The organism is Vibrio sp. La 4.2.2, assembly GCF_027586995.1.
In the GTDB taxonomy this organism is placed as follows: Bacteria; Pseudomonadota; Gammaproteobacteria; order Enterobacterales; family Vibrionaceae; genus Vibrio; species Vibrio mediterranei.
This window is the reverse complement of the sequence record NZ_JAPPTJ010000001.1, coordinates 666,580-682,147: the sequence shown is the minus strand read 5'-3', so window position 1 is coordinate 682,147 and position 15,568 is coordinate 666,580. Positions and strand designations below refer to the sequence as shown.

General features: G+C 40.3%; 14 protein-coding genes. 8 read left to right on the top strand and 6 right to left on the bottom strand.

Features of this window, described 5'->3' with window-relative positions; genetic code table 11:
- Window positions 1-21 precede the first annotated feature (21 nt).
- The gene (locus OH456_RS03090) at window positions 22-1,620 is read right to left on the bottom strand and encodes a bifunctional aspartate transaminase/aspartate 4-decarboxylase (protein WP_270032767.1); all 1,599 of its coding nucleotides are present in this window, start codon (window positions 1,618-1,620) and stop codon (window positions 22-24) included.
- A gap of 60 nt (window positions 1,621-1,680) precedes the next feature.
- Complete coding sequence (locus OH456_RS03085; protein WP_006070224.1) at window positions 1,681-1,950, bottom strand: hypothetical protein; 270 nt, start codon at window positions 1,948-1,950, stop codon at window positions 1,681-1,683.
- Window positions 1,951-2,187: 237 nt separating this feature from the next.
- On the opposite strand from OH456_RS03085, the gene OH456_RS03080 reads away from it, so the two are divergent.
- From OH456_RS03080 to OH456_RS03065, 4 genes are read left to right on the top strand one after another with little or no spacing between them, the layout of a single operon-like run.
- Window positions 2,188-3,285: an efflux RND transporter periplasmic adaptor subunit gene (locus OH456_RS03080; RefSeq protein ID WP_270032766.1), complete on the top strand. Its 1,098-nt coding sequence runs from the start codon at window positions 2,188-2,190 to the stop codon at window positions 3,283-3,285.
- A gap of 15 nt (window positions 3,286-3,300) precedes the next feature.
- On the top strand, window positions 3,301-6,378 hold the full coding sequence (locus OH456_RS03075; RefSeq protein ID WP_038230851.1) for an efflux RND transporter permease subunit: 3,078 nt from the start codon (window positions 3,301-3,303) through the stop codon (window positions 6,376-6,378).
- Window positions 6,378-7,727 (top strand): BamA/TamA family outer membrane protein, encoded by a 1,350-nt coding sequence (locus tag OH456_RS03070; RefSeq protein ID WP_198558617.1) that lies wholly within the window; start codon window positions 6,378-6,380, stop codon window positions 7,725-7,727. Before OH456_RS03075 ends, OH456_RS03070 begins: the two co-directional genes overlap by 1 nt.
- Before the next feature lie 42 nt (window positions 7,728-7,769).
- Window positions 7,770-8,099, top strand: coding sequence for a hypothetical protein (locus OH456_RS03065; RefSeq protein WP_006070220.1), 330 nt, complete (start codon window positions 7,770-7,772; stop codon window positions 8,097-8,099).
- Between the two features lie 336 nt (window positions 8,100-8,435).
- Here OH456_RS03065 and OH456_RS03060 read toward each other — a convergent pair whose 3' ends face one another.
- On the bottom strand, window positions 8,436-8,888 hold the full coding sequence (locus OH456_RS03060) for a DUF2536 family protein (protein WP_006070219.1): 453 nt from the start codon (window positions 8,886-8,888) through the stop codon (window positions 8,436-8,438).
- A 482-nt stretch (window positions 8,889-9,370) separates the two neighbouring features.
- On the opposite strand from OH456_RS03060, the gene OH456_RS03055 reads away from it, so the two are divergent.
- The 3 genes from OH456_RS03055 to OH456_RS03045 all read left to right on the top strand — a co-directional run bounded on the left by OH456_RS03055 (window position 9,371) and on the right by OH456_RS03045 (window position 12,728).
- On the top strand, window positions 9,371-10,030 hold the full coding sequence (locus tag OH456_RS03055; RefSeq protein ID WP_006070218.1) for a DUF3313 family protein: 660 nt from the start codon (window positions 9,371-9,373) through the stop codon (window positions 10,028-10,030).
- 10 nt (window positions 10,031-10,040) lie between these two features.
- Window positions 10,041-11,033 (top strand): phospholipase A, encoded by a 993-nt coding sequence (locus OH456_RS03050; protein ID WP_062461837.1) that lies wholly within the window; start codon window positions 10,041-10,043, stop codon window positions 11,031-11,033.
- A 129-nt stretch (window positions 11,034-11,162) separates the two neighbouring features.
- The gene (locus tag OH456_RS03045) at window positions 11,163-12,728 is read left to right on the top strand and encodes a winged helix-turn-helix domain-containing protein (RefSeq protein WP_270032765.1); all 1,566 of its coding nucleotides are present in this window, start codon (window positions 11,163-11,165) and stop codon (window positions 12,726-12,728) included.
- A 41-nt stretch (window positions 12,729-12,769) separates the two neighbouring features.
- Here the strand turns inward: OH456_RS03045 and OH456_RS03040 are convergent, their stop codons facing one another.
- Window positions 12,770-13,153 carry an STAS/SEC14 domain-containing protein gene (locus tag OH456_RS03040; protein WP_006070215.1) on the bottom strand — a complete coding sequence of 128 codons (384 nt, stop codon included), beginning with the start codon at window positions 13,151-13,153 and terminating at the stop codon, window positions 12,770-12,772.
- 365 nt (window positions 13,154-13,518) lie between these two features.
- On the opposite strand from OH456_RS03040, the gene rpoH reads away from it, so the two are divergent.
- Window positions 13,519-14,376, top strand: coding sequence for an RNA polymerase sigma factor RpoH (gene rpoH / locus OH456_RS03035; protein ID WP_006070214.1), 858 nt, complete (start codon window positions 13,519-13,521; stop codon window positions 14,374-14,376).
- A 117-nt stretch (window positions 14,377-14,493) separates the two neighbouring features.
- Here rpoH and OH456_RS03030 read toward each other — a convergent pair whose 3' ends face one another.
- Entirely contained in the window at window positions 14,494-14,970 is a 477-nt protein-coding gene (locus OH456_RS03030) for an outer membrane beta-barrel protein (protein ID WP_006070213.1), read from the bottom strand.
- Window positions 14,971-15,014: 44 nt separating this feature from the next.
- The gene (locus tag OH456_RS03025) at window positions 15,015-15,413 is read right to left on the bottom strand and encodes a hypothetical protein (RefSeq protein ID WP_107306657.1); all 399 of its coding nucleotides are present in this window, start codon (window positions 15,411-15,413) and stop codon (window positions 15,015-15,017) included.
- Window positions 15,414-15,568: the final 155 nt, after the last annotated feature.

Here is a 15,568-nt window from a genome sequence, read left to right as displayed (position 1 = left end):
GCTTTCAGCGCTAAGAATTGACTATCGATTGTTCAAATAAGTTTGATAGTAGCTTTCTAAAACGGCATTGATTGCTGTTGAAATTGTCGCATAAGCCGACTGTGGCAAGTTAGCGAGAGAGACACGTAGTGACCATTCTGGAGCATCAAAACCACCACCAGGCATGACCACAATACTACTTTCTTCGGCTAGGCGAACTAGGAAGTCTAGCGGTTCATAGCCTTCTTGCATCCAGGCAAAGAAATCACTGCTGTACGCAGATGTTGCTAGGTCTTGGATATTAATCTCAACGTAATAGAAAGCGCCATTACTGTTGTCTTCAGCGATGGTTGGCTCAGTCAGCGATTTTTCCATGAGTGTGTGATAGCGAGCACGTACTATGCGTTTCGCGTTATCTTGGTACTCTTTACCACCTTCTAGTAGAGCAAGCAGAGAAAACAGTGCCATTTGGATTTGTTGTGGAGTAGACAGTCCAGCAGTGTGGTTTAGAGCAACTGCACGGCTATCAGCAACAAGTCGGTCGATGAACTTTATATTTGCAGGGTCAAGACTGATACCACTATAGCGTCGAGTCAGTTCTTGACGTGTAGATTCTGGTAGATCCTGAATCATCTTATCAAGATTGTTGTCTTCATTTAGGGCAATTACGCCCAAACGCCAACCAGTTGCACCGAAGTATTTCGAGTATGAGTACACCAGAATAGTATTTTTGGGTGCTAACATTGCCAATGAGGTGAAGTTATCGGTGAACGTACCGTACACATCATCAGTCAGCACGATCAGCTCTGGGCGCTCATTGGCGATATCTGCAATTTTCTGCAGTGTTTCATCGCTCAGTTTAACTGAAGCTGGGTTACTTGGGTTAACGAGGAAGAAGGCTTTGATTTTAGGGTCACGAAGCTTTTCTAGTTCGCTATCTGGGATTTGCCATTGTGTCTCTTCTGACGCCATTATCTCTACTTTGTTTAAGCTGTAGTCTTCAAGCTCTGGCATTTCTAGATAAGGTGTAAACACTGGTGCACCAATGGCAATGTTATCTCCTTTATTTAGAAGACGGTTGGTTTTCAATGTGTTGAAGATATATACCATCGCAGCAGTGCCGCCTTCGACAGCAAACAAATCAAAGTGAGAGTCTGGTAAACCAGCTTTGCTGCCCATCTCTTGTTCAATGTATTTACGAGAAATGAACTCGCAGTTTTTAAGCATGCGATCAGGTACAGGGTAGTTATCGCCCAGAATGCCTTCTACCCATTCATAGATGAGCTCATCCGCATCAAGTTTGTGTTCAGTTGTTAAGAAGCTAAATGCATTTAGAAGAAAACGAACGCCTTCATTCTGTTCATGGTCTTCACAGAATGACAGAAAGCGCGTTGAGATATTGTCTTTTTCACTCATGCCGCCAAAACCAGGGTATTGAGAGTAGGTTGCTTTAGATTCTTGTAGAGCAAACATACCTAACTGGAAAAATGCGTCTCTTGGCACTGTCGCTACCCAGTTTGGGTTGCCTCGACCAGCATTTATCATAGCGTGATCTTTGTTTTCAGCAGCAAGCTTCATCAGTGTATCTTTTACTTCAAATGGGCTAAGCGTTTCTAGCTGTTTTTCGTCATTACGATTCATTTTCGATTCCAAATATTATTTTATAAGCGCAGTTATTACGCTAGGGATATATTAATTCTCTTACTTAGAACTTGTTTTATGATGAGTTCTAGAAGAAGTTTTGTGGCTGTGCTTTTTATCATGGTGATGTTTGTCATGATGACCATCTGAGTGGTGATTAACTAAATGTTTATGGCCTTCGTTTTTACCACCATGTTTTTGGTGAGGATGAGTTTTAACTTTATCTTCAAATTCCAAGTGGTCTTTATTGTGTTTGTGCTCTACATCACCATAGATTCTTTTCATCTTCTCTGAGGTGGTGTGTTTTGTATGTTGCATTTTTTCTGACATAGTCTTACTCCTAATTAAGTACCCGGATACTTTAATCTTTCCCCTTTGATAAAACATGAAATTACCATCATTGTTTTATATTTTATTCGTTCTCTGTTTATTGTAAGGTGTTGATTTTTAATGTTTATATTTTGTTTATTGAACATTATGCATTGATTATCCAAGAGTTATTAAATTCTCTTTCTATCACGGTAGATTAAATGTGTTCTCAACGTTAAACATTATTAAGTGAAGGTTATGTCTAAGAAAGCAATATCAATAGTCCTAGCTGTAGTAGTATTAATACTGCTATTTATTTTCGGATTTAATAGTTTTAAAAATCATATGATCGCTAAAAAAATCAGCGAGTATAAAGCACCTGCTGTTTCTGTAACTGCTATTACATCTAAAAAAGATAGCTGGGAACAAAACATCCAAGCAGTAGGTCAAATTACATCTAAACAATCTACAGAAGTTACCAGTCAAATATCCGGTCAGGTTAAAGCAATCAACTTTAATTCCGGTCAAACGGTAAATAAGGGTGATGTTATCGTTCAACTTGATGACTCATTACTACAAGCAAAATACCGTAGCCAACTTGCAAAGCAGAAATTGGCAAAGATCGAACTTCAACGTCAGGTGAAACTTCTTAAAACCAAAAGCACAGCAAAAAACTCGGTAGATAAAGCGCAAGCTCAATATGACGCAGAGTCGGCAGACCTTGCTTACATTAAGTCGCAAATTGACTTTATGAGTATCAAAGCCCCGTTTGCTGGCAAATTAGGTATTCGCACCATCGATCTTGGTGATTACATCAATCCAGGTGCACTTATTGTTGAGTTAGAAAGTATTAACGACAACTTCATCGATATCTCAGTTTCAGAAGACTTTCAGCCACAGCTTGCATTAGGACAAAAGGTGACTTTTACCAATGATGCCTATGGAGACAAAACATTCTCTGCGATTGTTTCTGCTATCCAGCCATCATCAGATGAGCAGTCACACAACATCAGTGTGCGTGCAGAAGTAGAAGGCGATGGAAACCAACTTGTGAGTGGCATGTACATCAACGCAAAAATAACGTTAGGCAGTGAAGTTGCGATTGTTCCCGTACCAAAAGTTGCTATCTCTTACTCTCTTTATGGCGACAGCGTCTTTGTCGTGAAAAATGAAAATGGTCAACAAGTTGTCGAGCAGAAGTTAGTCGAAATTGGCCCCCGCAAAGATGACTTAGTCGGCATTGTGTCAGGCTTAGAGCGAGGCGAAATCGTTGTGACTTCCAACCAACAACAACTTAAGAAAGGAACCGTGGTTAAGATCAATAACTCAACTCCGTTTCCTAAAACATTTAAGTAATAGATAGGCAAAATTATGAATTTTACCGACATATTTATAAAGAGACCTGTTCTAGCAACAGTGTTGAGCTTGGTGTTATTGGTGCTAGGCCTCAAAGCTTTTTCGGAGCTTCAGGTTCGTCAATACCCAGAAATTGAGACGGGTGTGATTACGGTTACGACGACCTATCCAGGCGCAAGTTCGACCAGTGTCCAGGGTTATGTTACCCAACCTCTGCAGGCGCAAATCGCGCAAGCTGAGGGAATTGACTACATGACATCAGAAAGTAGCTTAGGTAAGTCTTTAATTACGGTGAATCTGAAACTGGATTATCCAACGGATAAAGCACTAACCGAAATCTTGTCGCTGGTTCAACAAGTGAAATATCGCTTACCAGCAGGTACGCAGGATCCGAGCATCTTGAAATCGACATCACAGTCGCCAATCCTTTATGTTTCGTTTTCAAGTGACCGCCTGGCAACACAACAGATTTCTGACTATGTGAGTCGCGTGGTTAAACCAACATTCTCAACTGTAGATGGCGTATCAAAGATCGACCTACTAGGACAGAGTGACTTTGCAATGCGTATTTGGTTGAACCCAACCAAAATGGCGGCGTTTGGTCTAACGGCTGCCGATGTACAGGCTGCAATTCAGGGCAGTAACTCTGTGAGTGCTGCGGGTAAATTGAAAGCGGACTATATCGAGATTGATATTAATGCACACACCGATGCATCATCCGTTGATGAATTTAAAAACATGGTGCTTAAAGCTGCGAATGGTCAATTAATTCACCTAGAAGACGTAGCAACGGTAGAGCTTGGTGCGAACACTTACGACTCGCGCGTACTGTTTAACGGTACAAGCTCGATCACAACAGCAATCAGCAATACCTCGACATCAAACCCGCTAACGGTTGTTAAAGGGCTGTACGACGTTCTTCCAGCGATTAAAGACAGCTTGCCGCTAGGTATGAAAGCGGAAGTGGTTTATGACTCAACGAAATTTATCGATAGCTCGATTGAAGAAGTAACCAAGACTCTTGTAGAGGCTGCGGTGATCGTAATTATCGTCATCTTAGCGTTCTTGGGCTCAATGCGTGCCATGGTCATTCCTTTGGTTACTATTCCATTGTCACTCATCGGTTCGTTGTTCTTGATGATGTCTATGGGCTTTAGTATCAACCTGTTGACGCTACTGGCAATGGTATTGGCTATCTCCCTAGTTGTTGACGATGCCATCGTTGTTGTAGAAAACACCTTCCGTCACCTTGAGGAAGGGGCAACACCAGTACAAGCGGCGATTGAAAGTGCACGAGAGATCGCTGGTCCTGTCATCGCTATGACGATTACGTTGGCTGCCGTATATGCTCCGATCGGCTTTATGGGTGGTCTAACGGGGAAACTGTTTACAGAGTTTGCGTTTACTCTTGCTGGTTCTGTATTGATCTCTGGATTTATCGCACTAACTCTCACACCAATGATGACTTCTAAAATGCTCAACAAGCAGATTCTAGAAGGCGCAATGGTTAAGAAAATTGATAATGTTATTTCTGGTGTTACACATCATTATGAAAACATCCTAACGACCGTACTCAACAACCGTCTGTTGGTGTGGCCATTAGTTCTGACTTTCCTTGTGTCGTTGGTGTTCATGTTTACTCACACTGCGAGTGAATTGGCTCCGCAAGAAGACCAAGGTGTTGTAATCATGATGGGTCAAGGCCCATCGCAAGCTAATACCGACTACCTTGGCAATTTCACTCAAGCGTTGGATAAAACGATCAGCAGTTATCCTGAAACTGAAATGTCGATGATGGTAAATGGTTACCAAAAAGACAATAAGTTCTTCGGATTAGGTGTACTTAAAGATTGGGATTCTCGTGAAGCGTCAGTGAAAGACATCATGACAAGATTCCAGAACGACATAGTCGATTTCCCAGGATTGCAGGTGTTTACTATTTCACCTCCAGATCTACCTGGTACATCGCAAGGTCTGCCGTTCCAAATGGTATTGAAAACGCCGACGGGAAGCTATGAGGAGCTCTACCAGTACGCAGAAAAAATGAAAGAGTATGCGGTCAATAGTGGCAAGTTTATCTATGTTCAGAATGACTTAGAGTTCAATAAGCCTCAGGTAGAAATTACCATTAATCGTGACAAAGCAGCATTGATGAATGTGAACGCGCAAGAAATTGGTAATGTGTTAACTCGCTACGTGAGTGAAGGCTTTATTAACTATTTCGCATTAGATGAGCGCAGCTATCAGGTAATCACTCAAGTAGAACGCTCTGACCGTAGTTCTTGGAATGATATCGACCAATATTACGTGCGCTCAAATAACGGCACTATGGTTCCGCTATCAGCGCTTATTGATATCAAGCAAAGTGTGCAGCCATCAGCCGTGGATCAGTTCCAGCAATTAAACAGCGCGACTATCGAAGCGAAGATGATGCCAGGCGTTAGTATTGGTGAAGCTTATGAAGTGATGCAGGAAGGTGCAAAACAAATTCTTCCAACGTCGTACGCAACAGACTCATCTGGTCAATTACGTCAGTACGTCCAAGAAGGAGCTTCCTTGGTTTCAACCTTTGCTCTTGCGCTTATTATCATTTATTTGGTGCTAGCGGCTCAGTTTGAAAGTTTCAAAGATCCATTGATCGTATTGACCAGTGTTCCGTTGTCGATATTCGGAGCCATGATTCCTTTGTACTTGGGTATCGATACGCTCAATATCTACACTGAGGTTGGCCTTGTAACGCTTATCGGTCTGATCAGTAAGCACGGTATTTTGATCGTGGAGTTTGCGAACCAAATCCAGCCGGAATTCGCAGGCGATAAGATTGCCGCAGTGAAGAAAGCAGCAGCGGAACGTTTACGTCCAGTATTGATGACAACAGCAGCAATGGTAATTGGTGTCGTACCACTACTGACAGCAGCTGGTGCTGGCGCGCAAAGCCGCTTCTCTATCGGTCTAGTAATTACTGTGGGCATGACAGTAGGTACTCTGTTTACCTTATTTGTCGTCCCTACGGTTTATACATTCCTGGCTGATGACCACTCAGGTGAATCTACTGAGGATACCAACACTAAGCTTGTAGAAGAGCAACAATAGTGAAGAAAACCAATCAAAAAGCACCAAGGATGGTGCTTTCTTTTTTTGCAGCCTCTTGCTTTTTATTTGTGATGCCGTTGAGTCAGAGCTACGCCAATACAGGGCGAGGTGAACAAAGTTCAATAGTCTCTCTGTCTAAACCAGTATTTGTTGAAAATACTCGGAAAGCAGAAGCTCAATTGGCTGAATTTGATAGAAAAATCGATGCCAATCAACAGCTTCAGAAGGAGTGTGTTAACAACTGTGCTGTGCTTGAGAGGGAAGAAGCAAGGCTGAAAAAAGAAAAAAAGGCATTTATAGAAACCAATCGATTACCACTGGTTTCAATATTAGGAGGCCCTGGCTATATGCCGGAAACAGGGCTTATGCTCGCGTTAGGAGGGCTCTATTCTTTTAGCACCGACCGCGACAGTGACAACTTACAACGTTCTAGTGTCAGTCTCGTGGCAATTGGTAACGAGATGGAGTCTGGTATCGGCTTTGGTTTACGTTCGAAACAGAATTTGTTTTTCCAGAATAACGATATTCGTTATGTAGGTAGTCTGAGCTTTGGCAATCAAAGCCAGTACTACTGGGGAACAGGCTATGACAAGGGAAAGGTAGTCGATGCAAGTGATGATATGTCGTTGGACTACAAGTTTGTTAACTACGATGCCAATCTGACCTTTAGAACAAATCAACATTGGTACGTAGGTCCTGTTCTTCGCGTTCGCTACTACGATCCTAGCAATGATGATTTACCCACGAGTGCCTTAAACGATGACAACTTCCAAACTTATCGTGATAAGCCATTTTCAATCGGTGCAGGTTTTACAGTGCAATACGATACTCGCGATGTAACGGTTAATGCCTGGCAAGGGAGTTTCCTTGGAATTGAGTTTGTCGATTACAACTCATTCATTGGCAGTGACAACGACTACTCAAAAGCATCTGTGGATTATCGATACTACTACGCCCTGTCAAAAGGCAAGGTGTTAGCGTTATTCAATAAGCTCCAATGGAGTCAAGGTGATGTTCCATTTTATGACATGCCGACCTTGGGCGGGCAAGACTCTATGCGAGGCATCTATCAAGGTCGCTATCGCGACAACATTGCTATCGAAAACACATTGGAATATCGATGGACCCTGAGAGACGGTCAAGACCACTTGACTAAGCACGGTGTGACATTTTGGGCTGGAGTAGGTTCCGTCGATAGTTCATTGGATGAGCTGTACTCGAACTTTCTCTATAGCTACGGCGTCGGCTATCGGTATGAAATTCAACCGCGAATGAACGTTCGCGTGGATTTGGGGATAGGAAGTAATAACGACAAAGGTTTTTATCTCACCTTTACCGAGGCGTTCTAATACGCCTCAAATATACATTACACAATCAGTTAGAGAAAACAAATGAAGACTAAATTATTATTAATCAGTACGTTAACGTCTATTTTTATGATGGGCTGTACGAGCACTCAAGAATTTCTAAATGAAAACCAATCTATGGCAACGGAAGCGGCAATGAATCGTGCGAAGTTTGAACTAAGCTGCCAAACTGTGCAAACAACAGTACTAAACAAAAAAACGATCGATCTTTATCGTTATGAAGTACCTCAGTATCAAGTTGGAGTGTCCGGCTGTGGTAAAAAAGTGGTGTATTTAGTCAACTGTAATCCCGACAGCGGATGTATGGTGTATGACAACAAGAACGCTCCAATATCAGAAAGCAAATCTCAATAACCTCAATTTAGGCATGCAAATATAGGTACGTTTGTATGCCTCTTTCTGACACCTCACTAATAAGTTCCTATTTTCTCAAAGTGTTCCATCACTTCTTCAAGCTAATAACCCTTCGAGCTAACACACTCCAAGACAATACTCTTTGACACAATTGATATCGCTTTTTCACCACTATAACCGAGTTGGGCCTTTGCTTGTTGACTGGTTGGCAATGGATGAATTGAACGATGAACTACTGACGAAGCTTTTCATTCGTGGAGGATAGAAAGCGGAAATGAGGAAACAGGTAGGAAAGATAAAAAAACCCCGATATTGAATCAATATCGGGGACAAAAATTAGTATAGCGTTACTTTCGCTGTGTATTCAGTACGTTCTGACTGGTTTACAGGGTGTTGATAGTAGTCAACAGTGAAGTAAATCGGTTTATCTTGGTTGATACGCTCCGCGATTTTCTTCTCTAGATCTTGAACTGAATCAAAGTCGTAAACGTGGAAAGAATAACCCGGCTTAAGGTCCATTTCTTTAGCTTCTTCTTGAGTGATGTAAGTTTGGCGATAGATAGAATCTAAGTAAGTATCAAACTGTGTAGTAACACTATCGTCAGTCACTAAAACATAGTCGAATTCGTTAGCGCGAATTGTGTCAGTTTGAAGTGAGCTCATTGCTGCATCAACGCTTAGTTGGTTCTGCTCTTGAGAGCCGTCACTGGCAACAATTGATGGATTAAAGTCATCTGCCATTACCGATGCAGAAGCTAGAACACAAAGAGGAAGTACATATTTCAACATTTTAAATACCTTATTAATTGACGCCTAAATGGCGTTGGTTGAGCTTATATATACCTGATGATTTAATCAGGCCAGATTTCGATGTTAATTTTAACTGCTACATAAAATGATGAAATAATAAGGCTCTAATTGTATGGTAAATAATAAATATCCTTAGTTCTGTATTTTTGTTTTAGATTTATCTATTCAAAGGTGGTTTTATATCTAAACTTGCGGTTTTTAATTGTTCTCGGGTTAGGGTTATTACGATGAATGGTTTTTAGGTCTTTGTTTATTAAGGATTTTATTTTTATTTTATACGCCATCATTGGTTTTATTCAGGTTTTTTATATCAATAAATAATAGAGAATTTAACATTAATAGAAGTATGCTGATTAGTTTATTCACTTTTTAATTTTGCTAATCATAATTGTTAGCGAAATTCACTTGAACATATTTATTGTTCTTAAAGCAAGATTGACTAATAAGGTCTGGAGAAAGAAATGAAAGCTAAAATACTACTACTATCTATTATCACGGTTCTATCTGGGTGTGCAGGTTCACTACCAGATAAAGAAGAAATGGTGACGTTAAATGATGGACGTACATACGAAGAACAAAAATACAACTCCCATGAAGATGGATATGTTTGGCACTCGAGCGACCTTAAAAAAGACGAATATCAGAATATTATCGTTCACGATGTTAATGTACACGTTAGTAAAACGATAGACCGTTTGCTAACAGACCAAACAGTAGAGAACTTTAAGCAAGAACTTAAAGGCACTTTGTCTGAAAAGAGCTCGAAACTGTTCCCAACAGATGCGGCGAGCCAACACCAAGCTATTGTTGACGTCAACATCATTAAAGTTGAAGACATCGGTGAAGATGTAAAAGCACGAGAAATTATCCCAATTGGTGCAATTGTTGCCTTAGCAAAAGAGGCGGCTGGTACTCGTGATCGTTCAGTAAGATTACTTGTGGATGTTGATATTAAAGATAAAGATGACGGCCACTTACTTGCTCGTCGTATTTTTGTCGTAAACAACAATGGCGTACTTGAGAACGATAAGTCGAAGATCACACAAAAAATCTTAGATGCGAACGTGAATCGAATTACTGAGCAAAGCGTCGACTTCATTCTTCACGCTATGTACATGTAAGGGTTGAGTTATGAAGTTATCTGTTCGACATTCTCAAATCCTAGCGCTACTTGTGGCCTTCGGGCCTATGCATGCTTTGGCGCAAGAAAACGATGCCAGTTTCGACACACGCTTTGATAATTGTTTGTTGCGTGAGATTCACATGGATGTTGAACATGATAACCTCGATGAGATCAAGGCACAGTGCTTGAGTGAAGTGCAAGCGTCGACAGAACATGTCTCTCCAACTCGACACTCATTAGAAAAAGAGACGGAGAATAACCCGTTTGTCATTACTCCCTATAGGCAAAACTACATTTTGCCTATTACGGAAATGAGCCAGGTAAATACGGCGCCTTACACATCAGACATTTTTGAAGGAAAGTCTGATGAACTTAAAGATGAGGAAATCAAGTTCCAGATCAGTTTTAAAATGCCTCTTGTCGAAGATGGTATTTTTAACGAAGAAGATCAGATTTACTTTGGTTTTACGTTAAAGTCATTTTGGCAGGCGTATTCTTCGGAGATATCAGCTCCTTTCCGTGAAACTAACTATCGCCCAGAGATTTTCTATGAATCTCCTTTGCCAATAGATAGTTCGGAAGGTGTGTGGTTTACACGAGTTGGTTTTGAACATGAATCTAATGGACGAACTCAGGAGTTGAGTCGCAGTTGGAATCGAATTTATGGTGGTATTGGATATGCTGAAGATGACCTCATGGTTTATTTGGAGCCTTGGTACCGCATCCCTGACAGTGATGACGATAACCCCGATATAGAAGACTACATGGGACACTTTGAACTAACCGCTGCTTATAAATACCAAGCGGTAGAGTTCAGTGGAGTAGCTCGTTATAACTTCCGTACCGGTTATGGTGGCTTTGAGGCAGGTATGAGCTTCCCTCTTATAGGGAGAGTTCGTGGTTATGTTCAATATTACCAAGGGTATGGTGAAAGTTTGATCGATTACAATTACAACAACAAGCGTATTGGCGTCGGGGTTCTACTAACAGATATTCTCTAAGCGATACGTCAGGATTTTTCGGGGTCCGCTTTGTGCGTCATTTTCGTGCCGTGTAAGGCGGATTTTTTTGAAATATCCTAAATAGTATCCAATACTTCTTTATAAGTTACAGTTACTTAATACTAACCTATGAAGAACCAGAAGATACAATTTACGATTGATGATTGGGTTTTTATTCCAAGTGAAGACAAATTTATCTTGGATGACGAAGAGTTTATTATCGATCATCGACTATCTAGATTGTTCCATTTTCTGTGTGATAATCCCTATACCGTCTTTTCTAGAGATGAATTAATAAATGAAGTCTGGAATGGCTCGATCTTAACTGATCAAGTCATTACTCAGGCGATATTTGAGTTAAGAAAAATTCTCAAACAGCACGGTAGTCATCCATTTGGGTATATTGTTACTGTTCCTAAAAGAGGCTACAAGTTAGATGCGGATGTTGAAAGAAAAGTCGAAAGCCCCGCACCAGTCGATGGCGGGAGGGTAGGTGCCGGAGCGCCAAGTAAGTCAGAGAATCCCCTATACAAAGATAAGACAACATCATCACAAGCAGGTAAAACGAGTGATACTGATAATGCTCGTTCATTAAGACCTATGCGACTTAGTGGGACACAAAAGCCCACCTATTTAAAGCACTGGGCCATAGCGTCTGTTCTGTTGCTTTGCCTAGTTCCAGGAATAATATATCTGGTATTCATCAATGGTGTGGAAAAAGAGGCGCATCCAGCTTCAACGATAGCACCTAGTTATTTGTCTTTTGAACCTCGATATATTTATGTAAAAGCTAACGAGGAGTTCCTAAGCGACCACCTTAAAGTGGGGATGGCTCGCAAGTTGTTGGATTATTTAAAGATCTATCGAGATTATAGGATCATCTATGATGGGCCTGCTGCAAAAGTCGCGGCCAACGAGTTACGTTTTTCGTCGATTGAACGAGGTGGTCATCAATATCTAGAAATTGAGTACTTTAATCGAGTATCAGGTGATAAACACCTAGATCGACGGTACAAGATTTCACAAGGGCATGTGAAAGCAGCAATAAAAAAATCGCTGACTGACCTACTTGAGTCTTTTAATATCTCGGTCGGAAAATCTCAGGTCGCCAGTCTGGTGGATGAGTTGCCTGATGATGAGAATGCAGTTTCTTCTATATTGGAGTCATTAGGTGCAGCTTTTCAGGTGAATCATGAGGAAAAAGCATTACAACTGATAGAGTTAGCGGCCCAACAAGCACCCGAAAATCAATACACCATCGCAACGGCTTATATGTTTATTCTATCGAAGATGTATATCAAACCTGATGGCAATAACATCAATCAAATAGAACAGCTTAATCAGAAAATGCAGCAGTCCATCAACCAGTTTTCTCAGGATCAGCAGCTTACACCTAGGTTATTGGAAGCGATGTCTATGATGGAGATGAGTAAAGATGAGCCATACAAAGCGAAGCAGTATCTTACAGCCATCCCTTACGACAGGCGTAGTATCATGTTTTACATAATTAGTGCCAAGGTAGCGGAGTCAACAGGGAATACATCTGCGGCGGAAGAGTTTTACTATCATGCGATCTTGGAAGCATCGACGGTACAGGTATTAAACTTGTCCGAAACGCTATTCTTTTATAGTGATCTATCTGATATTAGAGACAAGATTACCAATAATGTTACTGGTACTACTGAAACGTGGTAGCCAAACTGGCTGACACGTTTCAGTACAGGGTAGTCGCGCAATTAGTGTTTAATCCAACCTTGTGCTTCTTGATTGTTAGTAAAGTACTTCACCTCTGAACTGGTTGCGAATGACGCCAATGTAGCCGCTATTTCAAGCCATTTTTGATCGCCAAATAATGCGATTTTGTTTATGTCGTTACGATGCTTAATACTCAGCTTAATATCTTCCACAAATGCTTCATATTCCCAACCAGAGAAAGCAGTAGCATCAACAAGAAGGTTAATCTTCTTGTCCTCATTTTCCTTAATACTAGTTTCAATCAAATTGGCTACTTGAGTAACCACTTCCTTTGTTAATTTTCCAGTTGGCTTCAGCTTTAACATCAAAGAATCATGGTTTGCTTCTACATTGATGGTTACATTTGCTGGTTTCTGATTACACATTATGACTTTCTCTATAATAGTTAGTTTGATTTGCGTAAGTAACTTATCTAAATATGAAACATATAAAGGTGTTGCGTTGATAACCTACTTACAGAGCGAGGAAGATATTACTTTTTGGGAAATTGCTATACATAATATGACAATAAAGAAACGATAACTGTTTGTGAATTTTAATTAATCACCAGTAATTTTTATTGCAAAGTCAAGTTTGAAAATATACAAAACACTATCATAAGTCATTGTTTTTAATGTGTTATATTTACTTTATCTCAAGATTATGAACTCATTATTATATTGATTTATCACATCAATAGTATTCGCGCCGATTTAAGTCTACATAAAAACTACTATATATCGGAGAAATGATGTCTCATTCAAATGCTGCTATTTCGTTCAACAATAGCCAAAACCTTTCTTACTATATGCAATATGTCAATTCGCACTCAATATTAAAAGAGTGTGAAGAGCGACAATTAGCTAACGACCTATACTACAACAATAATGAAGATGTAATATCAAAATTAGTATTGCCTCATCTGCGATACGTTGTTTACATCGCCAAGGGGTTCGCCGGGTATGGTCTACCGTTAGTCGATATGATTCAGTCTGGTAATATCGGTTTGCTTAAGGCAGTTAAGAAATTTAACCCAGAACTGGGCTTCAGGTTGGTATCCTTTGCTGTTCATTGGATAAAATCAGAAATTACCGACTTTATTATAAAAAACTGGAGCATTGTAAAAATCGCCACAACGAAGTCACAGCGAAAACTATTTTTTAATCTGAAAAAATACAAGCAATCTCAAGAGTGGATGAGTGAGAGTGAGGCTGAAAATTTAGCCAGTAAGTTGAAAGTCAGCAAGAAAGATGTGCTGTCTATGGATGGGCGACTATCTGCAAGAGATTCCTATATTGACCCGAAAATAGGTGAAGATGAAGACCAAGTCATATCGACTGGTGAAGTGTTTGCCGAGCCACAACTCGATGTGGCGATTGAATATGAAACTCAAGATTGGGATAGGCACATTAACGATGAATTGAATGCAGGTTTGGCTAAATTAGATGCTCGAAGCCGAGATATTATCGTAAGTCGTTGGCTGTTATCAGAAAAAGTAACATTGAACGAACTTGCTGAGAGGCATAGGGTTTCAGCAGAGAGAGTCAGGCAAATTGAATTGATGACACTTGAGAAGCTTAAAGATTTGTTGACGCACATTCAGCCATAGAGTCCACAAAACCGACCGCGATTACCAGCGGTCGGTTTTTTTATGATTAGATGTTCACAGCGGGTATAAAAAAACCAAAGCGAACTGGCTTTGGTTTTCTCTGGTAGTGTTGAGTGATTAGAAGTGGAATTCAACTAAAAGGTTTACGCTATCTTTGACAATCGCAGTGTCATACTTAGTGTACTCCAAAGCAACTCGAGCTGGGCCTAAAGAAACGCCTGCACCAATACCACCGAATACGTCTGTAGATGTATTGATGCTGTTAGAGAATCTACCCATACCAAGACGACCATACACATCGAAAATTGCAATTGGTAACGTGACCTTACCACTTGCTAGCCATGCATTTGAGTAGATAGACGAGTTGTCAATTGGGGAGTTCGTATCAACAAAATCCGCGTATGCTAATTCGGCAGAGAAGAGTTTTGCAAAATTGTAGCCGCCGTAAATAGTGTAGCCATTATTAGAACCAGATACGTTAATGTCATCGTAACTAGAGTATAAGTAACCAGCACCAATATAAGGTTCTGCAGAAGAAACCGATGCTAGTGGTAATAATAGCAAAGGCAAAGTACGTAGAAATGTCTTGTTCATTATTAAGTTCTCTGTTTGTTAATGTTTAAATTTAGCGACTAGAATTAGAAGCTGTAAGTAACGCCTAATGCAGCGCCAATATCTAAATCTAAGCCATGATTCATATTTAATTCGGGATGGATCTGTGCATAAAGTTTCCAATCTTTTGCAAAGTTCAAATTCATGCCAATAGGAATACGAACGCCAAAATCATTATTCCAGTCGTAGTACGCACCGCCAGCTACATACCAACTCAAAGGAGCTTCTGCAGCTAGATTCCCCTTTAAAAATGAATAATCTAGAGCTAATCCATCATCACCTGCGATGAACTTTATTTGTTGGTTAAAGTCAACGACTACGCTTAGACCTTGGTCAAATGCCATACCGATCCCCACTTTTTTTCCAGTATTGGCATAGCTAATCATTGGTGTAAGAAGAAGTAATGTTAATGCTGTCTTTTTCACTTTTAATACCTAAATCAATTATCGACAATTCATAGGTAGGGTCGCCCAATATTGGAATTCAAGAAAAATAAGAAATATTTCATATTTTATTTTTATTATCTTTAAGGACGGTTGGATATGGTTTTTAAATCAGAGGCTTATAGAAAGAAAAAATC